Annotated in this window: 17 protein-coding genes; 16 read left to right on the top strand and 1 reads right to left on the bottom strand. The window is 38.5% G+C overall.

Features of this window, described 5'->3' with window-relative positions; translation table 11 throughout:
• Positions 1-34: 34 nt before the first annotated feature.
• Complete coding sequence (locus H9625_RS05915; RefSeq protein ID WP_087248555.1) at positions 35-874, bottom strand: outer membrane protein assembly factor BamD; 840 nt, start codon at positions 872-874, stop codon at positions 35-37.
• 272 nt (positions 875-1,146) lie between these two features.
• Here H9625_RS05915 and H9625_RS05910 point away from each other — a divergent pair, with 272 nt between their 5' ends.
• The 16 genes from H9625_RS05910 to H9625_RS05835 all read left to right on the top strand — a co-directional run bounded on the left by H9625_RS05910 (position 1,147) and on the right by H9625_RS05835 (position 21,276).
• Positions 1,147-2,583, top strand: coding sequence for a CCA tRNA nucleotidyltransferase (locus H9625_RS05910; protein ID WP_022041142.1), 1,437 nt, complete (start codon positions 1,147-1,149; stop codon positions 2,581-2,583).
• A gap of 153 nt (positions 2,584-2,736) precedes the next feature.
• A complete protein-coding gene (locus tag H9625_RS05905) occupies positions 2,737-3,357 on the top strand; it encodes a CatA-like O-acetyltransferase, family 2 (RefSeq protein WP_022041141.1) in 621 nt (206 codons plus the stop codon).
• Positions 3,358-3,779: 422 nt separating this feature from the next.
• Positions 3,780-5,084 (top strand): MATE family efflux transporter, encoded by a 1,305-nt coding sequence (locus tag H9625_RS05900; protein WP_191763415.1) that lies wholly within the window; start codon positions 3,780-3,782, stop codon positions 5,082-5,084.
• A gap of 495 nt (positions 5,085-5,579) precedes the next feature.
• Entirely contained in the window at positions 5,580-6,164 is a 585-nt protein-coding gene (locus H9625_RS05895; protein WP_191763413.1) for a UpxY family transcription antiterminator, read from the top strand.
• Positions 6,165-6,573: 409 nt separating this feature from the next.
• Positions 6,574-7,260 (top strand): FHA domain-containing protein, encoded by a 687-nt coding sequence (locus H9625_RS05890; protein ID WP_191763411.1) that lies wholly within the window; start codon positions 6,574-6,576, stop codon positions 7,258-7,260.
• A gap of 9 nt (positions 7,261-7,269) precedes the next feature.
• The gene (locus H9625_RS05885) at positions 7,270-8,805 is read left to right on the top strand and encodes a serine/threonine protein kinase (protein ID WP_087248472.1); all 1,536 of its coding nucleotides are present in this window, start codon (positions 7,270-7,272) and stop codon (positions 8,803-8,805) included.
• Positions 8,798-9,790, top strand: coding sequence for a serine/threonine-protein kinase (locus H9625_RS05880; RefSeq protein WP_087248474.1), 993 nt, complete (start codon positions 8,798-8,800; stop codon positions 9,788-9,790). Before H9625_RS05885 ends, H9625_RS05880 begins: the two co-directional genes overlap by 8 nt.
• A gap of 2 nt (positions 9,791-9,792) precedes the next feature.
• Positions 9,793-10,707, top strand: coding sequence for a PP2C family protein-serine/threonine phosphatase (locus H9625_RS05875; RefSeq protein WP_087248476.1), 915 nt, complete (start codon positions 9,793-9,795; stop codon positions 10,705-10,707).
• Between the two features lie 48 nt (positions 10,708-10,755).
• Entirely contained in the window at positions 10,756-11,304 is a 549-nt protein-coding gene (locus H9625_RS05870) for an FHA domain-containing protein (protein ID WP_191763409.1), read from the top strand.
• 18 nt (positions 11,305-11,322) lie between these two features.
• Positions 11,323-12,843 carry an FHA domain-containing protein gene (locus tag H9625_RS05865; protein ID WP_191763408.1) on the top strand — a complete coding sequence of 507 codons (1,521 nt, stop codon included), beginning with the start codon at positions 11,323-11,325 and terminating at the stop codon, positions 12,841-12,843.
• A complete protein-coding gene (locus H9625_RS05860; protein ID WP_087248481.1) occupies positions 12,840-14,507 on the top strand; it encodes a WG repeat-containing protein in 1,668 nt (555 codons plus the stop codon). The genes H9625_RS05865 and H9625_RS05860 overlap by 4 nt, the downstream gene beginning before the upstream one ends.
• Before the next feature lie 18 nt (positions 14,508-14,525).
• Positions 14,526-15,206 carry a porin family protein gene (locus H9625_RS05855; protein WP_191763406.1) on the top strand — a complete coding sequence of 227 codons (681 nt, stop codon included), beginning with the start codon at positions 14,526-14,528 and terminating at the stop codon, positions 15,204-15,206.
• Between the two features lie 34 nt (positions 15,207-15,240).
• Positions 15,241-16,647 (top strand): FimB/Mfa2 family fimbrial subunit, encoded by a 1,407-nt coding sequence (locus H9625_RS05850; protein ID WP_191763404.1) that lies wholly within the window; start codon positions 15,241-15,243, stop codon positions 16,645-16,647.
• 39 nt (positions 16,648-16,686) lie between these two features.
• Positions 16,687-17,949, top strand: coding sequence for a hypothetical protein (locus H9625_RS05845; RefSeq protein WP_191763402.1), 1,263 nt, complete (start codon positions 16,687-16,689; stop codon positions 17,947-17,949).
• Positions 17,950-18,011: 62 nt separating this feature from the next.
• Complete coding sequence (locus H9625_RS05840; protein ID WP_087248489.1) at positions 18,012-19,538, top strand: serine/threonine-protein kinase; 1,527 nt, start codon at positions 18,012-18,014, stop codon at positions 19,536-19,538.
• Entirely contained in the window at positions 19,525-21,276 is a 1,752-nt protein-coding gene (locus tag H9625_RS05835) for a WG repeat-containing protein (RefSeq protein WP_087248491.1), read from the top strand. The genes H9625_RS05840 and H9625_RS05835 overlap by 14 nt, the downstream gene beginning before the upstream one ends.
• Positions 21,277-21,293: the final 17 nt, after the last annotated feature.

The following is a 21,293-nucleotide window of genomic DNA, read 5'->3' as shown; positions in this document are numbered from 1 at the left end:
AAAGCGGTCTTGAACAGTTTGTTGTACTTGGGAATTATTCCTTGCCAGCTTTTTCCGCTTCTTCCATCTTACGGGTGACAAACTTCAGCTTCAGGTTTGCTTCGTTCTGTTCTTTACGGATTTGTTCCATTGCCGAAAGAATACGCGCCAAGTCACTAACAGCCGCTATAGCCTTCACATCATCGGTACGCATCGTAGTTGTATAATTTCGGTCACCGATAAATTCCAGCCGGAAACGGCGTTTGTCTTGATTGGCAACGATAAAGGCGGCTACACCCCCGTCATCTTTTCCTACCCGATAGTCGGCTTTCTCGATTGGACGTCCCAAATCGGTCGTCTCATAACTGTCGGGCGAAGGAGCAGTCTGGGCAAACAGGTCGCCATCTGTGCTCACTTTTACTGCCGTATGGTGTATGCTTCCACCGGCACAATAAATCGAGGTAAGCAACATCTCGCCCAGCTCGTTCACCTGAGCCCGTAAGAACGAACGCCCGATGTTCTTCTCTACCACTTGTGTAGGATAAAAATAATTGCCGGTCTCCTGATAGGCAGTATCCTTCTCTAGCACGAAACGGTCTTTTATCGAATCAAGCGCAGCTTGCTTCACCTGCATCATACTATCCAGGTAAGCCAGCGTCTTGCGCTGTTCGTGCAGGTCGACCTGCTGCATCAGGCGGACACCTGCTTTACGCACATCCACAGCCTTGGGATAAAGCGTGCGGATACTGTCTATCTGCAGTTTGGCAAGGTTGTAGTTTCCGGAGGCAAACGATAACTCAGCCCGCTGAAACAATTCTCCTGCACGTTTCGAATCATTGTTGCACCCCGCAAGGAACATCACCAGGCACACAGCCGCTACCATCATCTTTTTCATACGCATCAGTTTTTAATATCCGAACACAGAGACAGGCAAATGCAAAAACATTGTAAATAAAACGTCCGGCATCGCCTTTTCACTTGAAATACAAAGGAAATTTTCCAGAGAGTCGTATCTCCGTGTTCATTTTTTATCATTATCAATCTCCTTTCATGAAACAAAAATACAATTTAATCGGTTCATATTCGGTAAAGCTCCCCTATTTTTTGTAATTTTGCACGCTATTTACGAGTTTTGAACACAAAAAACGAAACGAAAATCAACTAAGAATGAATCTGAAGGAACATTTTACCAACAAAATATTCAACTTGATTTCCGAAACCGCCGATGAACTGGGATTGGAATGTTACGTAGTAGGAGGCTACGTACGCGACATTTTCCTCAACCGGACTTCGAAAGACATTGACGTAGTAGTAGTAGGAAGCGGCATCGAGGCCGCCGAAGCTTTGGGCAAAAAACTGGGACGCAAGGCACACGTATCGGTATTCCGTAACTTCGGCACCGCACAAGTAAAATACTTCGATACCGAAGTGGAGTTTGTAGGGGCACGGAAAGAATCATACAGTCATGACAGCCGCAAACCCGTAGTAGAAAACGGTACACTGGAAGATGACCAAAACCGCCGTGACTTTACCATCAATGCCATGGCGGTCTGTCTGAACCAGGCGCGATACGGAGAACTGGTAGACCCTTTTGACGGGCTGAAAGACTTGAAAGAACGGATTATCCGCACACCGCTCGACCCGGATATCACGTTCAGCGATGACCCATTGCGTATGATGCGCTGCATCCGGTTTGCTACCCAACTGAATTTTTACATCGATGAAGAAACATTCAATGCCCTGGAACGCAACCGCGAACGCATCAAAATCATTTCGTACGAACGTATCAAAGACGAACTGAACAAAATCTTGCTTTCACCCATACCGTCGAAAGGATTCGTCGACTTGGACCGCTGTGGCCTGCTGGAACTGATATTTCCCGAACTGACAGCTCTACAAGGTGTAGAGGTGCGGAACGGACGTGGACATAAAGATAACTTCTACCACACCCTGGAGGTGGTGGACAATATTTCCAAGGTTTCGGATAATCTTTGGTTGCGTTGGGCAACCCTATTGCATGACATCGGCAAGCCACGCACTAAACGTTGGGACCCACGTCTGGGATGGACGTTCCACAACCATAACTACATAGGAGAAAAGATGGTACCTGAAATCTTCCGTCGCCTGAAACTCCCGATGAACGAAAAGATGAAGTATGTACAGAAGCTGGTAGGACTGCACATGCGTCCCATTGTGATAGCCGATGATGTTGTGACCGACTCTGCCGTGCGCCGCTTACTCTTCGAAGCAGGTAATGATATCGATGACCTGATGGCATTGTGTGAAGCCGACATCACTTCGAAAAATGAAGCCCGTAAACAACGCTTCTTGGACAATTTCAAATTAGTACGTCAAAAGTTGAAGGATTTGGAAGAAAAAGACCGCATCCGTAATTTCCAGCCGCCGGTAGACGGAGAGGAAATCATGCAGATATTCGCCCTACATCCTTGCCGTGAAATAGGTGATCTGAAGAGTGCCATCAAAGATGCCATCCTTGACGGCCTCATCCCTAACGAACACGATGCAGCTTTCCGTTTCATGCTGAAGAAAGCTGAGGAAATGGGGCTGAAGCCAGTAAATTTACCTAATAACAACCTCATATAAAATACACATATAATATAGGATTCCCATTCGCCTGCAAATTGAATGGGAATCCTTTTATGAACCTGAGTTATCCAACATATTGTCCCTTTTGTTCTATCCATTGTCCAATATCTTACTTACCTTTGCCCTTATTATACTATATTAATGATAGAAATGAAAGAAGTAAATCCGAAAGAAACGACCCGTGCATACGCATTTGAAATGTGGATAGATGCCCCCATGCCCATGCTCACCTTTTTCAAGACCATAGATGTAACCCGCCTTGCCCGGATAAGCAAACGGACTGGATTAAAGTTCAATATGCTGATGTGCTGGTGCATCGGACGGGCAGCACGCCATATCAAAGAGTTCTATATGCTTCCGGTCGGTAAAAAATTGATAGAATATGACAACCTTGCCGTTTGTGCCGTTGTGGCTAATAGAGAAGGAGAAATAAGCTCCTGCGACATTCCTTTTTCTAATGACCTGAAACAATTCAATGAAGATTACCTGCGGCTGACCAGGCAAGTTGCTGAAAGCTGTCAGAATCATGACTTGACGGATTGCATGGTGATTGGCACATCTGCTCTTGTGCAATATGAAATAGACGGAGCGGTAGGTATGTACAGCGGAGTGTTCAATAATCCGTTTCTGATTTGGGGCAAATACAAACGGCATTTATGGAAACTGAAACTGACTGTTTCTTTCCAGTTTCATCATACACAAATGGATGGGGCACATGCTTCGTGTTTTTTGGAGAATCTGCAAAAAGAAATCAACTGTCTGGTGGTATAATCAAGAACAAATGCTATCTTTGCGGAACTAATGCCAGTCAGGAGTTAAACGTAGTTAAGTTTCACAGGAGTTATCACTTCGTTCGGGAGTTAAAGGCCAATAGCCTTGCTTCTGAAAACGGCGCAAAAGGTATTGGCATCTAACTCCCAGCCCGCACCGACGGGCGATAACTACCTATAACTCCCTTTTAACTCCTGATTCGCATAACTAACAGAAAAATACCAGTTGTTCAATCCTATGAAATGGCAAGTGTGCATATAGCTGCGCTTAACGGATAGCATTTCAGTCATAGCTATTCAGCAACGGACAGGCTTATAACAGGTTTGTCCTTTCTTGTTTTGCCATTATTCCAAATTTATAATTATGCGATGTGTCATGCCGCTACGTGCAGCAGGACTTGTCGCATCATATCAAGTTGAACAATGAACTATACATATAAGCATATTTGGCTCATCGCTTTTCCTGTAATGATGAGCATCCTTATCGAGCAACTTATCAATATTACCGATGCCTTATTCTTGGGGCACGTAGGCGACGTAGAACTTGGTGCATCCGCACTTGCCGGAATCTGGTATCTGGCTATCTATATGCTCGGCTTCGGGTTCAGTTTAGGGCTACAGGTAGTAATCGCCCGCCGTAACGGAGAACAACGGTATGAAGAAACAGGAAAAACATTCTTTCAAGGACTGTTTTTCTTGCTGATGCTAGCGGCGTTCCTTTGCCTGTTGTCTCAAATACTTTCTCCAGTTCTGCTGAAACATCTGATAACTTCAGACGATGTCTACAACGCAACTGTATGTTATCTGAATTGGCGTATTTGGGGATTGTTATTCTCTTTCCCACTCCTAGCCTTACGTTCGTTTTTAGTAGGCATTACGCAGACAAAAGCCTTGAACATGGCGGCTTTCACAGCCGTACTGGTGAATATTCCGATGAATTGGCTCCTGATATTCGGATTCGATATGGGCATATCAGGAGCAGCCATAGCTTCTTCGTTTGCCGAAATGTGTTCGCTGGTAGTATTGACAATATATCTGTTCCGGCATATTGATGAAAAAGTATATGGCTTACGCTGGCACATTGAGATAAAGATATTAAAAGAAATATTTTCTATCTCGGTATGGAGCATGCTCCAGTTCTTTGTCAGTGTAGCCATTTGGTTTCTGTTCTTCTTGGCTATCGAGCATTTGGGAGAAACAGAATTGGCTGTATCGAATATTGTAAGAAGTGTTTCCGCCCTGTTTTCCGTTATCGTCAATGCGCTGGCTGGTGTTACCAGTTCTTTGGTGAGCAACCTGATTGGAGCAGGTGAAAAGGGAAAAATCTTCCCGCTTTGTCACAAAATTATCCGTTTAGGATATGTGGCAGGTATCCCATTGATTGTTCTTGCCTTGGTCTTTCACCAACACATCATCGGGGCTTACACAGAAAATCCGGTTATCGTACAAGTTGCATGGTTGCCGTTTATGGTTATGCTGCTGAATTACTTCCTTGCACTTCCCGGCTATGTTTATCTGAACGCAGCGACAGGAACAGGAGCAACGCGGACTGTATTTGTCTTTCAACTGACAACAACCATTGTTTATCTGTTTTGCTTATGGGAATTAAGCCATCGTAATGTTCCGTTAGCAGCTTATTGGGCAGTGGAATACCTGTTCGTGCTTGGGCTTGGGGTGCAGTCTGTCATTTATCTTAGAGCCTGTCGTTTAAATTTTCCAATAAAGTAATATTCTATCAGGTCCTTTTTCGTTTGTTTCCGGCCTGTTTTCCCGATTTTTTTCCTCAGATAGCCCGCTATCCTCCTCATAAAATCAGAAAAACATCCTCGAAAACAATTCGAAAAATTAACCTGAGCAAAATTTAAACGAACTCTTATTATTCTTTGGTGTCTATATAAATATGTAAAAGTAACACAATGATATATGATGTATATATTTTTAATTAGTTTTTGATAAGTTCTTTATACATAACGAGATAGATATGTAAAAAATGCAGATTTACACACTTTTGTCTCTGTGTAGGCTTATATGAAAATAGATATGATATAAAATAATTTGTTTTTCAATATTATATGCTATCAGATGATTTATATTTGTAATAATTAGGTGTGTTGTTTAGCAGGAATCGATTATTTTAGTGTAAAATGTTTTTAGATTATCTATATTTTACATACATTTGCGAGTGTCAATCTATTTCTTTCGGATAAATTGACGAAAGTTTAAATGCGAAAAGCAATGGAGATATGTGGTCAAATTCATTCGGTTTCGCCTGTCGGGAATGTGACAGACGAAAGCGAAGCATGTCCAAAGCATTGGTTTGTCGCTCTGGTTCAGATGAATTGTGAAAAGACAGCGAATAAAAAACTGCAGTTGTTAAATTTTGAGACTTTTCTTCCCATACAAATAGAAATGCATCAATGGAGTGACCGCAGGAAAAAAGTGGAGCGTGTGGTGATTCCTATGATGATTTTCGTTAAATTGACAACTAAAGAATTGGAGAAAGTTCGTAACTTGTCGTTTATATATCGTTTCTTGACGGCTCCTGGTGAGCATAAACCTGCTATTATACCAGATGAACAGATTGAACAATTCAAGTTTATGTTGGGAAATGCAGATTCTGAAATCACGATGGAGCCTTTGACTATTCGGAAAGGAGATAAAGTTAGGGTGAGACGCGGGTTGTTAAGAGGATTAGTCGGCTATGCATCTGTTGACTCTGATGGAAATTCCAAGATAATGATTGTGATAGATTGTTTGGGATGTGCCAGCGTGTCCATTTCAGCAAAAGATTTAGAGCATGTAAAATGATTTTAAAATTATCTTCATTTTATTTAGCCCCCTTTTCTTGTCATCATGAAACTTTCTAACAATGAAAGAAGAATCAATGTTTTCACTTACGATCAAGCAGACCATGTGAGAAATAAATCCCATCGGAAATATAGAATTGCAACTGGAGTAAAAAAATAGTAATTAATGATTACATTCCTGCAAATGAATATAAGTGAAATGACCATAAAAAGAAATCAATTAAAATTCTATTGCTTCTAAATAAAATAACTGACTTGGTGTTTGAAGTCGGAGAAAAAATGGAGAAATAATCTGTAATTTTTTAGAACTTTCATGATAAGTCATGTTTTATTGGGAAGAATAAATCCTGCATTAGGAATTTGGAAATGTAAAAAAATAAGAGTGATATAAAACTGTATATAAATAAATTATGAGCAGCAATAAAACTATTATTCCGGGAATGGAAGATGCATATACGGATTTACCGCAAAATCATCGCCAATCAGAACCTAAGCCACATGACGGCACTTTTGTCCCCAATCCATTTGGGACAGTGCCCAATAATGTTCCTAATCAGAAACCAGTTGTCGGTTTTCTGTATTCTATTTCAAGAACAAGTGCCGGTGAATATTGGCCGCTTCACATAGGTTCAAACAGTATCGGACGTTCTGCAGATTGTGATATTTGCTTGAGTGAAGCAACCGTATCAGATCAACATGCAGTACTGGTTGTAAGGCAAATGAAAAATCCAGAAAAAATCATTGCCTCTATTTGTGATGCCCGCTCAACTTGTGGGACAATGATAAATGGTGAGAGTCTGGGATTTGATCAAAGAGAATGTTTTAATGGTGATATTATTACTATAGGTGAACATTATGATTTGTTTTTTATCTTAATTGATGCCAAACAAATTGGTTTGAACGTTTGTCATGAGTTTATGTCAACACAGGCCTCCAACAACACTCCCATAAATACCAATCCTTATGCAGCACCGGCCTTTAATCGTTATACTCAAGGATATGATGAGGGAAATGCTGTTTCCCAAGGTGGAACAGTCGGATTGGATGAATCAGGGAATAAGCCTGTCACGAAACCTGGTGGAACTATATTTATGTAGCAATCTCCGATGCAAATCAGAAGATTACAGGGACAAACCGAGAAACAGAAAGGCATATATTACGAATATGATGCCGATTCCCCTCCGCTAGGAGAGGGGGGAATGGGAGTTGTATATCGTGGCTTTTGTGTAGATGAAAAAAGCGGTGTGCGAACAGAAGTCGCGATAAAAGCATTGCATGACAATCTTCCTGAAGAAGTTTATGCCAGGGCTGAGCGTGAAGCTTCCATTCAATTTCGGCATGACAATCTTGTAGAGATGTTAGGGCTAATAAGTGTCTTTGAAAAAAATCGTTGGGGCGAAGTAATCTATCATCATTATGTCATTAGTGAATTCCTGCATGGTATGGAGTTGTCTGATTTATTAGTCGGGCATTTTGACAATGTAACGGATCAGGATAATGATTTCGCTCGTAACCTGTATAGAAACTACGTAAAAGACAAGGAAAATACATCCATATATATCATTAAGAATATTTTGTCAGGAGTGTTGGCATTGCATGATAAGGGGTATATTCATCGTGACATTGATCCAAGCAATATAATGGTGACCAACAATGGCTGCATAAAATTGATAGATTTCGGTATTGCAAAGAATCTGAATGCTTTAGGTTCTAAAGACAAGTTAATGACAGCAGCGGGAAAATTCATAGGGAAAGCAGAATATGCTTCGCCGGAGTTAGTATTGGGTGATGTCAAAAGCCAGAATTATACGACAGATATCTATGCTTTAGGTATTCTTTTTTACAGGCTTTTAGTAGGAGAGTTGCCTTTTACGGGCAGTCAATACGAGGTTTTGCAGGAACAGCTTAAGCGTAAAGTCCCTGTAAAAAATATAGAAAATAAAGCATTGGCGAAAATCATTCGGAAGGCAACAGAAAAAAAACAAACGAATCGGTATCATTCCATTGCTGAGTTCCGAGTTGCAATTGATATGGCAGAAAAATGTCCTTCGAAAAACAATCTTTGGAAATATGCTGTAGCCATAGTATTGGTCGTAGGCGTGGGTTGTGGTACGTGGTTTTACTTTGCACATAATGCCGAAAGCACAAACGCAATTCTTTCAGAACCGACACTATCTGAACGCTATAAAAAAGCTTTGTCATTATTAGATTCTAATATGGAAAATTCTGTTAAATTAGGGTTTAAGCAAATGCAGGAATTGGCTAATGAAAACTATGATAGTGCAAGAGTTGAAGTAGGAATTACTTATTTTTCAGGAACTAAGAGTGATATGCTCCTTCAAAGAAGGAAGCATTTAAATTTGAGCAACGATATTGATAAATTTGAGCTCAATAAAGTTATAGAATACTTGTCTAAAATACAAGACACATCAGTTTTAACTCCTGAAATGTATTATATATTAGGAGCCGCCTATTACACAGTCGATGCAGAGAATAATATATTGAAAGCTTTAAATTCTTTTGAAAGAGCTTTAAGGCTATTGGAACAAAAAGTAAACTCTCGGCACGGATATGATAACGAAGAACTTCAGAAAGTCTTAACGGAGAATATAGAATTGTTAAAATCCATCAAGTATGAATAATAACACTGTTCAGCAAGTATACCAACGTGAAGGGGATCCGCATATTTATCTACAGGTCTCGGGGCAGTGGTATTACTATGATCCGAACTCTACCCCATTAGGCAATGGTGCAATGGGAACAGTTTATTTAGGATTTAGTTGCAACTCCAATCAAAGAGTTGCAATAAAAAGGGTCAAGGATATATATGCCAACAATAAAATGATTAGAGAAAGGGCAAAACAAGAAGCCTCCTTGTCTTTTTCCCATCCGAATCTGGTGCAGATGATAGGTCTATGTGAATATAATCCTGATTATGGACCTATATTTATTTTAAGCGGTTATGTAGCTGGAATAACCTTAGAAACCCATGTCCGGGAACAGTTAAATGCTTTACCCCCGGCAGATAGAATAGAAAAGATTTCTAATGAAATTTGTAATGTGTTGGATGCATTGCAATATCTTCATTCCAGAGGGGTGGTACATCGGGATGTAAAACCATCTAATGTGATGATAGAAAATGGTTCAACAGTAAAACTTATGGATTTAGGAATAGCCAGGATGAGTGGAGGAAATAAATATTCATCTTTTGGTTTTATCGGAACCCCACAATATGCTGCTCCTGAACAGATTTTGCGAGATTCTGCCGATACGGAAATCAATGCGCAAACAGATATTTATTCTACAGGAATCACGTTCTATGAATTGTTAACAGGACATAATCCTTTTAAGACAAATATAGAGGCCGAGATTTTATCCAGACAAATATCCATGAAGTTGCCGTATGACAAAAAAATCCCGAGAAGATTATATAATGTTATATTAAAAGCAACAGAAAAATCCCCATCAAAACGCTTTAAATCTGCACTTGAGTTCAAATTAGCAATAAAGGAAGCTCTTCAAGGGGAAAGTAATCCGATCAAGGAAATGTTTGAAGAACACAAGAAACTGATAATAAGCATAGCTGTATTGTTGTTTGTTCTTTTAATTATCTTATTTATAATATAATTATGGTCACACCAATTGAAATAAATGGAGAAATATTAGGTTTTATCGATTCCCGAATAGGAGGAAGAAAAGAAAATCAGGATTCAGCCGGTATAAAAAAAACGACACTCGGATATCTGATAGTAGTATGCGATGGTATGGGGGGTATGCAGGGTGGTAGTGTTGCATCTCAGCTTGCTGTCCAGAAGATTCTTGAGACCATGGCTTCAGCAGATAAACAGGCTAACCCTTCTATGACGTTGATTAAAGCCATCAGAAATGCGAATATGGCCATTATTGAGGAGGGTAAAAACACTCCGGAACTTCAAGGTATGGGGACAACAGTAACAGCACTCCTTCTGACACCCCGTTCTGCTATTGCAGCTTATGTGGGGGACAGCCGGATATATCAATTGAGGAAAGGAAAAAAAATTTTCAGAACGTTTGATCACTCAATGGTATTTGAGATGGTCAAGAAAAAAGTCATATCCGAAGAACAAGCCAGACTGTCTGCACAATCTAATGTTATATTAAAAGCACTCGGAATAGAAACAGATATGGAAGTTGAGACAATTGAGCTTCCTTACCGAAAAGGGGATCGGTTCGTTCTTTGTACAGATGGTTTTTGGGGAGCCATGCCGGAAGATGAATTTATTAAACATTTATCCGAAAAGAAATCCATTGACAAAATACTTGATTCCACGGCAAATGTTATAGAAAGCATAGGGAGGAACAGCGGAACTGAATATGACAACTTGACTGCAGCCATATTGGAGATGAATGGCAATTCAACTTTAAAGAAGAAGATGAAAAAGTCTACTAAAATCTTATTGGTTATTTTGTCTTTATTGCTGATAGGAGGGGTTGTGTTCAATATCCTTATGCAACACGGTGACTATTCTTTTTGGGAAAGGATTTGCAACATGATTAACAGATAAAGGAAGAATATCCTTTTATGGGAAATAAGCCAAATAGAAATATAGGAAATGAAAAAGATATATACAATAGGTAGGGATGAAGGATGTGATATTGTAATACCGGACAACACCGACATTATCAGTAGGCTACATGCAACCATTAGGGTTGAGTCGAATGGCAAGATATTTTTGACAGACCAAAGTCGGAACGGTACTTATGTCAACGGAATGAAAATGTCCTCCAATGTAGAGATACCCGTATCGCGTAAGGATGTTGTATCATTTGCGCATATCTATAATTTGGATTGGTCATTGATCCCTTTTCAAAAGAAAAATACACTTCGAACAATGCTAGTAGTAGTTATGTCGTTAGCTGTTTTAACTGGTATTGCTTTAGGAACAAAATATCTCTATGATAATAACCAGCAGGTGGCGCCAGTGGAGCCTCAACCAATAGCAGAACCACCAACAGTCATTCCGGAACCTGAACCTGATACGGTAATTGTCAGAGACACTGTAGTTGTGAAGCCAGAAGCCCCCGTTCCACCTAAGCAGGAAAATAAAGACACGATTAAAGCGAACAAAACAAAAGAAGAAATTTACGATCCTATATACTAAATAAAAACATATATACGCATGAAGCTGATTGTAATAGGAAGTGGGAATAATTCTCATATAAGATTAAATAGCCAATTTGTTAGTGGTTATCATGCCGAATTGCTGTTGCTTGACAATGGAGAAATCCTGTTGACGGATAAAGGAAGCAGGAATGGTACTTATCTTAATGACCATAGGCTGCAACCGGATAAAGAGGTTCCAATAAAAAGGGGTGATGTTATCCGCTTTGCAGATCAAATATTGGATTGGAATAAAATACCTGCCCTTCCCATGCCAGACATGTCTAAAATTAAAGAGATGAGAGGGATTGGAACGAATTTCAGAAACAAATATCAATTACAAGGGGATAAAGTCAGCCGTTTCCACGCAACACTCAAATTAATGAGCGACAAGAAATGGTATATACAAGACCATAGTAAAAACGGGACAACAGTGAACGGGCGGGCAATCCCTCCCAATCAAGATGTGAAATTAAAAAAAGGGGATAAGATATTATGTGCTGGGGTATCGGTTCCAAATCCATATGGTGAAGGGAAAACTGTCAATTATAAAAAAATCTTTTCCGTTTTGTTCATTGTGCTCCTATTATGTGGCGGCATATATGGAATTTATCGCCTGATTGGCAATAATTGGGATAATAAACCTACAGCATTGTCTTATTCTGGCAAGCACATGTCAGATGAAGAAATTTATACCAAGTATAAAAATTCGACTGTGTTATTATTGGGATTTTATTATTACAAAGTTTCTGCCGGTAATTTGGATTTGGAGAAATTGGGACTGCCTACTGAAGTCGTTTGGGCGAATGGAACAATTCAAAAGGTTGATGGAGGGCGTTCTAAAATGAATAGCTTTACTGGAACAGGATTCTTTGTTTCAGAGGACGGTAAGATTGTAACCAATTTACATATCACTAGACCTTGGTTGTTTGATAAGGAATTGTCTATGATATCAGATAAATACAAAATGCTTATCGCTACTGTCGCATCCGAGAATCCTGCACTTAATGCTTTTACTTCTCAAATTAAGGTAGAGGGAGTGCTTTCTTATATTGGTATGGTACCTAACGGCTCCTATTTTAGCGTGGAAAACTTAAAGCAATGTCGGGAATTGGTCGGGCATGACAATATAGAAAAAGATGTCGCCATACTGCAATTGGAATCCAAAAGGTTACCTGATGAAAACATCTGCATAGTAGACTTGAATCAAGCTGTTATTGATGATTCGGAAATAAGGGTCGGATCACATATATACACGATGGGATTTCCTTTCGGTTTAAGTCTTCAAGACTTGAAGTCATCTAAAGGAGTACAACTCCTTGCAAATGGTGGAAGCATCACACAAGAATGCACCAGATATTCCTTTGGATTTAATGCCCCATCATACGGAGGTGCAAGCGGATCTCCTATATTCAATGACAAAGGCCAATTGGTTGGGGTATTGAACTCTGGAGTGAGCAAAAGTCAAGGTTTCAACTATGCCATAAAAGCAATTCATGCGAAAGAATTATTAACCCAATCAATGGAGGATAATAATTGAAAGCTTTTATTCTATTTGTAATAGTGTTGTTATTCCCTGCTGCCAGTGGTATGGCTCAAAGTATGGAATGGTTGTGTCGTCCTGGAAGTTTTTCCGGAATACAATACATGGGGCATGATTTATTTAAAGTACAATCAGAGGGGAAATGGGGGATAATATCCGCTGTTGACGGGAAAGAAGTGTTGGAAGTCAAATATGATAGTATAACTTCTTACGTTGAAAATAGAGCCTTGGTTTTGGATAAAACGGGACGTAGGATATTGAGTATTATAGACCAAAACGGGGAAATTTTGCGTAGTTTTGCAGATAAACCCATATATGCGACAGCCTATCCTTATTATAAAGAAGGGCTGTTAGGGTATAAAGACGAATCCGGCTTATGTGGTTATCTAAATAATCAAGGTAATATTTCGATTAAAGCCCGCTTCTATTTAGCTGCACCGTTTCAAAACGGCATTGCAACTGTTCAATATGCCGATGGAGATGGATATTATGGCCTTATCAACAAGTCTGGTGGCTCTGCTATTATATCGGATACAAAATACAAGTTCTTAAGTTCTTTGGTTGATGGACGACTATTGGCTGTAACTTCATCTATAAGAGGAGGTGACTTGTTGAGAATCATGAAGCTGGATGGAAACAAGTTAGATGGTGTTAAAAAGCTTGAAAGCAGAATGTTCGTTGACCTGTCTGATGATTTTACATATTTGGCAAGCCAAAACGGGCATCATTACTACATTGACAATCAGTGGCGTATATCAGGGGCAAATTATAATTTTGACCTGCCTTATAAAATAAATGATACGCCATTGTTCATTACCGAAAGTTCTGAGTTGCTCAGCAAGCAAGAGACGCAGGATGGAATTCAAATAACATACTTAGGAAAACCTATATTGGAGCATTCGTTTAATTCTGTAGAAACGTATGAGAAAAAGTATGCAATAGTCGGTGCAAAAAATAAAACAATAGGTATTCTCAAATTGAATCCTTCAGCCGGCATTGAACTGGTTGCTCCTACTCAAGTTATTGTCTTCCATCATAATCCGCTATCAAGCAATTTGACAGGGAATTTGGACGAAATGGAGCCTCAACAATATGTGGAAGTTGAAGTGGACATGAAAGATGTGAATCCTTTACGCTTGAAATGCTATATCAACGAAGACGGCTACTTGCGTTATGCCCCATTAAAACGACACGGAGAAGTTTGGAAATTACATCTGCCCTATTTTCAGTCCGATACGAAATTTGATAATGTAACAACCCGACAAGTGGATATTGCAGTAACTTATGATGGTTTGGAATGGATGCATCGCTTGATAACCTTGTCTTCAAAACACGAAGAAGGGTATGATGTTAGTGTAACGGGTGGAAATTCAACTGATGAAAAAGGTAATGCTTTGCTTAATATCGTAATAGAATCGAAGGTCGGAAAGTCTAATGTTACTACTCAGGTTAAAGTATCAGGGGGCGAGGAATATAGTTTTGCACCTGGGGAAAAAATGGCAATCTCTATACCCGTTTATATCCCTGAAGGGGAAAGTAGAACGTTTACATATAATATAACTATATCAGAAGAAGGTTGCCCTACGATAAAGAAAGAAATCAGCAAGATGGTTACTCATCCAAAACGGGAAAGGGAAAAGAAAAAAATCACTATTATATAACTATTTAATAATTATTTTATGAGAAAGAAATTGTTCATCTTAGCTGTCAGTGCCTTTCTTGCATTGAGCAATGTCATGGCTCAGGTCAAAATAGACAGGGGGTATGGCAATCCCAAAACTGAAACAGATGGGAGATTGGTAACAAAACGTCATGGCTCTGCTTTGGCTATAAAGTATGGTGTAAAAGCTGGAGTCAATCTTTCGAATATAAGCAATGATATGACGTTTGACCCTGGTTTCTCTATGGGAACAGGATTTCAAATTGGTGCTTTGATGAATTTCCACTGGGGGCAACGGACGGCAAGCAGTCTGCCTGGGACGGGACTGTGGGGACTGCAACCGGAAGTGTTATACTCATATCAGGCGATAAAAAGTGACGGTGGTGATATCAAACTCAATTATATAAAAATCCCAGTAATGCTGAAAGTATATCCGTTGTCTGCGCTTAGTATCGAGGTGGGACCGGAGTTCTCTTATCTGTTGTCATCTTCCCCTGATTTTTTAAAGTTGAGTGATGCCAATGTGAAAGTAGGCGACTGTAAAGGTTTTAATTGGGGTATAGGAGTAGGTGCTGCATACGAGTTTGATTTTGGTTTTATGGTTGGTGCAAGATACTCAATCGGTCTTACCGATTTAGGGGAGAATTTGAAATGGAAAAACAACAACAACATTCAAGTCACGGTAGGCTGGCTGTTCTAATCCGATTTATTAACGTTATAACATAGGAATATATATGAAAAAGATAATAGCAGGTCTTCTTGCAATAGTGGCAGTATTTGTCTCATGTACAGATCAAGAAGAAATTGAGATTGCGTATCAGACAAATATGTCTATTACAGCAAGTCATATCTTTGATGATTTTTCAACGGTTTTGGGTGATGAATTTGAAATGCAAGGTACTAATTATGGTGAATGGGATTTAAATCTTCATGCTTTCATCTATGATATTAATGGAAATCTCGTTCAAAGTAATGAAGCACAATATTCATCATTAGAAAATGCATTAGTTTTTGATCTTGATTTATTACCAGGTAAATATTCAGTTATTGCTATTGCAGAATTTACAGGAATTGTACAAGGACAAAACTATAAGTTTTGGAATATATCTAATGCAGAGAATCTCAATGACTTGAATATTGTTGAGAGTTCTACTATATGTAATTCCCCATTTGAAACATTAGGTATAACATCAAAAGAATTTGAAATAGGAGAGCATGTTGAGAATATAACAATTGATATAAAACCTGTAACAGGATTATTACAAGTAATCATTTGGGATGATGATTTTACAGGTACAGGTCAGGATGGTTTTAGCTTTTACGCCCCTTATATTGAAGAATTAACTATTTTCGCTCAAGACTTGAAACAGGTTGTTGAATTTAATGGCAGTGTTAATCCTACATATGATTACGGAGATCAAGCTACTAGGTATCCTATTCAAACTCACTCTCCTAAAGCCCAATATGAAAAAAGAGGGGCAACGCAGGTTTTAGGATTTAGAGCACTATTACCACAAGAAAATCGTGATTTCTATTTTGAATTAAATTGTGTAGAAGGCACTGGGCAATACTTGTTTACAGATGGTAATGATTGGCAAATGTCTGATTTAACAGATAATAAACCTAATATAGAATCAGGTAAGCAATATGTTATGGATTTAATTCTAGACCAAACGTATTTATATGTTGATAGCTATAATAGCAGTGTGGATATGTTTGAAAGAATAGAAAAATATATAGATGATTATAATAAAATAGTCATAAGGAGGACACTTAATGAAAGGTATGATAAATATGTGGGAATGGGACGAAATACCATAGAAACATATCTTAATCAAGAAGCTTGGTATACAACAGAAACGACAGCCAGTTATTGGGGAACAGGCTTAATTAGTATGATTACTGCCAGGTTTACAGATTCTACTATGGAAGAAGCAAATAGGATTATGTTAACGTGGAATATTGAAGCTAAGCAATTTGAATTAGTAACTGAAGTCCTTTCAGAGATGTATACTCCATTAGATAATGGAACGACAGAGAATGTGAAACAGTTCATTAATAATGCGGTATTAGAACAGGCTACAGTTGGCATCTCATGGGATAAACATAATAATTGTTTGTATTTTGATGCTATAAATTAAAATATGTATCGACTTAGGAATTGTATCAAATTTTGAAATATGATTTTGAAAAAGTTATTCTATCTGTTCCTATTTATATTGGTGATTATGTGTAATAATGTGTTTAGCCAAAACATCGAACAGATTTACATGAAGAACGGCTCCATTATAAAGGGATATATTGCTGAACAAATCCCCGGAAAACAAATAACGCTTCAAACTGAAGAAGCTACTATCGTTGTAAATAGTGATTCGCTTCTGAATAGAATAACCGAAAGGATTCCATCAGAATCATTATCTCAAGAATGGAAAGAATGGGCGGAACAAAATGATAAGTACGTAAAAAGCACAAGTGGTAAATCGTTGGAATTAACGACTTTGGAGTTTAAGAATAGTACATTCCACAGGGTTTTTTTATTGGAAAAAGGTTCGTTAATTAAATTTCTAGATCTTGGGCGAAGCCAATATACATTTGCTTGGGGGGATATGTATCGCAGTGTGAAAAACAGACGACCAGAGAATCTCTTTTCAGGTGTCAAAGAAATAGTGGTACTTGATGATGGTACTGAGATTACCGGGCAAATCATAGAACAATTTCCAGGACGAAATTTGAAAATACTGACCGATGATGAAGAGGTATTGTCTTTCAAATTCAGCCAAGTGCAACAAATTCGAACGGAAAAGCTAAGTGATAAGTTGGATTTATGGTCACAAATACAGTTGCTTGACCAAATTCAGGTTAAAGAAGAACATGGTCCTTTAGTGGGTTTTATTTCCTCGAGGACTTCAGGTAAAGAACTTGTTTTCAACTTTGAAGACGGCAGCAAGCGTACGATACCACTTAATAAAATTGTATCGTATGCTAAAATTCCCAACGAGAGCTATGTAGCTGTATATGATAAAATTTTGAAAGAAGGCGAAATCCTTCTCAATGGGAAACCTGCATATTTTGTACAACTTAACCCCGTTGGCTCATATCTTGTGTTAACTTCAGTTGTATCTGCACAAGCAACGGTGGGTGATACCATTTGTGTAGAAGCCAATTTGGAAAATGTAGACAATGTAATAACTTTGGTAAAGGCTCATGTTGAAAATGTAACAGTTCCAAACGGCAAAAAGAAACGGATTGTCTCTCTGCCAGTTATCACTTATCAAGATTTGGTGCAATCACCCATTGGAATTAATCGCGAAGTTACTCCATTAAGCAACATCAAAATTACATTTCCCTTAAACGAAACCGGTGACTATGTATTATATATTCAAGGAAAAGAAGACTATATAGTGATTAATGTCATAAATAAAAACGGCAATAGTAAGAATTAAGCCATTAGGCAATTATTTTGTAGGTAGTTGATGCTTATTTAGCTAAAATTTGAAGACATATTATGGCAATAAGAAAATTGCAAGGACAGAAAGAACGTAACGAAGGTGTTTATTATGAATTCGACACGGATGCTGACATTTTAGGTGAAGGCGGAATGGGGCGTGTCTATCTTGGCAAAAGAATTGACAGCAATGGAGGTGTAACTCCAGTAGCTATCAAAGCGATGTTTGAAGGACTTCCAGATCTTGTGATTGAACGAGCCAGACGGGAAGCTTCCATACAACTGCACAATGAGAGCCTCGTCCTTATGTATGCTTTTATAGAAACCCAGGATAAAGACATGCTTGGTGCTGACGTCACTCATTATCATGTTATCAGTGAATATCTGGATGGCATAAGTTTGGCGAATTTAATTGTTGGTAATTTAGAGGATAGACACGGTGTGGTGCACCCCAGTATAGAAAAACTTTATGAAGAATACATTGATAATCGGGAGCAGAAATCCACAGAGATTATAAAGAAAGTTTTGGCAGGAGTAATGGCTTTGCATGATGTGGGCTACATCCACAGAGATATAGACCCAACGAACATCATGGTAACTACAGACGGGAAAATCAAACTCATCGATTTCGGTGTAGCCAAGCAGTTGGTTCGGCTTAATACGGCAGATAAAGGATTAACTTCTTCCGGACAATTTTTAGGAAAAGCAGGGTATGCAGCCCCCGAATTGATTCTTGGAGATATCCGGCATCAGAATTTTTCTACAGATGTATATGCGATAGGTATTCTATATTTTCAGCTATTAACAGGGCATCTACCTTTTAAAGGCACTTCTTATGATATGATGGAAGCCCAGTTACAGAAAACGATACCATTGAAAGCCATCCAATCTTATCAAATCAGAACTGTCATTAAAAAGGCCACTGCTAAAAAGCAATCGGAACGTTATACGACATCGGCTCAATTTAGAGCTGCAATTGATGCTTTTGTCTTTCCCGAGCCATGGTACAGAAACAAAACGATACTAACAAGTGGTATTGCAGTATTGGCAGCAGCCGTATGTGGGTGTATTGTTTATTGGTCATTAGCCTCTTCTGCCTCTGAACCTACTCCGGAAGAATTATACCAAAGTTATTTAACCGAACTAAACAGTTCGGAGCCAGAAAAGACATCACAAGGCTTTGACGGCATGTTGAATTTAGCGGAAAAGGGTTACATGCCTGCAATGTACCAAGTCGCTTATACGTATGTGTGGGCGCCAAAGGATAGTTTGTCTTTATTGCGCAAAAAGAATTTAGGACTTATTACAGATTCATTGGGACTTCTGATTGAAAATGCAAAGAACGAAGAAGCAATGACTTGGTTGAAAAAGGCTATTCAAGCGTCAGATTCGACCAACTATCAGGCCATGTCTTGGTTAGCGCAATATTATCTGAATGGGATGGTTGTCAATCGTGACATTGAGGTCGCAGTTAAACTGCTAAATAAGAGCAAAAATGAGGCTATAAAGAATCAAGACAAAGAGTACATAGAAAAAATAAATAAAGTCTTATCACGCATTAAAAAAATAAAGCATGAAAATGAATAAGAAAATGTTAGCTTGGGTCATAATGGCATGTTTGAGTTTATCTGTGCAAGCACAAATAGCCAAGTGGTTGGTACGCCCTAATTATGACTTTATAGAAATGATGGATTATGGTTTATTGAAAGTTGCTTCAAATGGTAAAATCGGCTTGTTGAATAAAGAAGGGAAGGAGATTCTTCCATTGGAATTTGACAGCATTACTGCATTTAAAGAAGAAAGGGCTTTGCTTTTCAAGTACGGGAAACTGTATGGTATAACAGATCCTTATGGGCAGATCTTTTCTATAGAAGGAAAAGAATATAAATTACCTGACGGAGTAAACCGTTTTTATTCTGGGTTGTTGTTGGTTAGGCAGAACAATCAATATTTCTATCTCAATACTGAAGGCATACAAGTTTTCGGTCCGTTTGCTGAAGCGTATCCATTTTTTGATGGTCATGCTTTGGTGAAGTCTTACGCAGATTATCCTAAGAATCCGAATGAGACATATTGTGATTTTATCAATACAGAAGGTATTCCTTTTGTATTGCAAGATGAAGATAAAAAAGATATTAGTTTTATGTCTTCATTTCATAATGGAAGGGCAATCATAGCAATTAAAAAGAAATTCTATACCATCGATTCAGAAACCTACGAACTGACTCCTATTTCGATAGATAGCACATTCAACAAAAAATCATTGGTTGTTTCTCCTGCAAAAGAAATTCCAATAATAAAAGGAGACGAGGGTTATTTAGTTGGTGCAAAGAACGGCAAGTTCATTTTTGATCAATTTATGCGATTAAAATATATGGAGCTTTTGGGAAACGAGCCGGTAATCAGTGAATTTCCACTGGAGTCAGAGCGTACTTATACGAGTGTATTTAAAAAGTTATCCAAGGATAACCGTTATGGGCTGGTTTTTAAAGGGAAAGAGCTTCTTCCTCCTCAATTTGACGAGATTCTTCATTTGGAGGATGATTTGGCTATAGTGAAGTCTGACGGCAAATGTGGGGTGATAACCGTAGACTCGGATAACAATTTCTTGTTTAAGTTGAATAACAATGAAAACATTGGTTTTAATCATCAATATTATGATGCTAAGCTGACAACTTTGATGCCTCCTTATATTAAATGCACATCAGCAACAGTGGCAAGCCATTCAGAGGATTGTGAAATACAAATAGAATCCCGTACGGAAAATGAAAATGTCGAAGGGAATACATTGACCTATAATTGCCGTTTATCTATACCCAAAGATTTGACCGATACATTGACTGCACACGATTATTTTTATTCGTTACGTTACGATGGACTACTTTCTGTACCTCATAAAGTCACGATATCTGAGTGGTATGTAAAATACTACGAAGTGAATTTATCCAATACCAATTTCTCTATATCTTCAGCCAATGATACAATTTCAGTTGAATTTGATCTGATAAAAACTGATGTAGCAAGAAATGATGAAAGCAATTATTTCAAGAATGTGGAAGTTGTCGCTTCAAATTTTTCGGAGCAGCCTATCTTGAATAAAATAACAGAAAACCATTATATCTTTCAGTTGTTTGGCATAGACCAAGAACGTATCAATTTCTCTGTTCGGATTACGGAAATTGGTTGTCCAACCATTGAGTATCCATTTGAAATGGTATTTGTTAAGCCAAAGCCACGAGAGAGGAACAAAAAAACAACAGTGACTATCACTCCTATACAAAAGAAAACGACTCCGGTTGCAAAGGAAATTATTTTGCTGGATTAATGAATTAATGAATACAA

It is taken from the genome of Phocaeicola intestinalis (genome assembly GCF_014837065.1).
GTDB classification, from domain to species: Bacteria; Bacteroidota; Bacteroidia; order Bacteroidales; family Bacteroidaceae; genus Phocaeicola; species Phocaeicola intestinalis.
This window is presented reverse-complemented; position numbering and strand designations above follow the sequence as displayed.

Excerpts from the sequence above, each read along its gene's own strand:
- H9625_RS05875 (WP_087248476.1), top strand. The coding sequence starts at position 9,793 with ATGGTCACACCAATTGAAATAAATGGAGAAATATTAGGTTTTATCGAT.
- H9625_RS05870 (WP_191763409.1), top strand. The coding sequence starts at position 10,756 with ATGAAAAAGATATATACAATAGGTAGGGATGAAGGATGTGATATTGTA.
- H9625_RS05885 (WP_087248472.1), top strand. The coding sequence starts at position 7,270 with ATGCAAATCAGAAGATTACAGGGACAAACCGAGAAACAGAAAGGCATA.
- H9625_RS05845 (WP_191763402.1), top strand. The coding sequence starts at position 16,687 with ATGATTTTGAAAAAGTTATTCTATCTGTTCCTATTTATATTGGTGATT.
- H9625_RS05910 (WP_022041142.1), top strand. The coding sequence starts at position 1,147 with ATGAATCTGAAGGAACATTTTACCAACAAAATATTCAACTTGATTTCC.
- H9625_RS05900 (WP_191763415.1), top strand. The coding sequence starts at position 3,780 with ATGAACTATACATATAAGCATATTTGGCTCATCGCTTTTCCTGTAATG.
- H9625_RS05880 (WP_087248474.1), top strand. The coding sequence starts at position 8,798 with ATGAATAATAACACTGTTCAGCAAGTATACCAACGTGAAGGGGATCCG.
- H9625_RS05865 (WP_191763408.1), top strand. The coding sequence starts at position 11,323 with ATGAAGCTGATTGTAATAGGAAGTGGGAATAATTCTCATATAAGATTA.
- H9625_RS05855 (WP_191763406.1), top strand. The coding sequence starts at position 14,526 with ATGAGAAAGAAATTGTTCATCTTAGCTGTCAGTGCCTTTCTTGCATTG.
- H9625_RS05835 (WP_087248491.1), top strand. The coding sequence starts at position 19,525 with ATGAAAATGAATAAGAAAATGTTAGCTTGGGTCATAATGGCATGTTTG.
- H9625_RS05840 (WP_087248489.1), top strand. The coding sequence starts at position 18,012 with ATGGCAATAAGAAAATTGCAAGGACAGAAAGAACGTAACGAAGGTGTT.
- H9625_RS05890 (WP_191763411.1), top strand. The coding sequence starts at position 6,574 with ATGAGCAGCAATAAAACTATTATTCCGGGAATGGAAGATGCATATACG.
- H9625_RS05895 (WP_191763413.1), top strand. The coding sequence starts at position 5,580 with ATGCGAAAAGCAATGGAGATATGTGGTCAAATTCATTCGGTTTCGCCT.
- H9625_RS05915 (WP_087248555.1), bottom strand. The coding sequence starts at position 874 with ATGAAAAAGATGATGGTAGCGGCTGTGTGCCTGGTGATGTTCCTTGCG.
- H9625_RS05905 (WP_022041141.1), top strand. The coding sequence starts at position 2,737 with ATGAAAGAAGTAAATCCGAAAGAAACGACCCGTGCATACGCATTTGAA.
- H9625_RS05850 (WP_191763404.1), top strand. The coding sequence starts at position 15,241 with ATGAAAAAGATAATAGCAGGTCTTCTTGCAATAGTGGCAGTATTTGTC.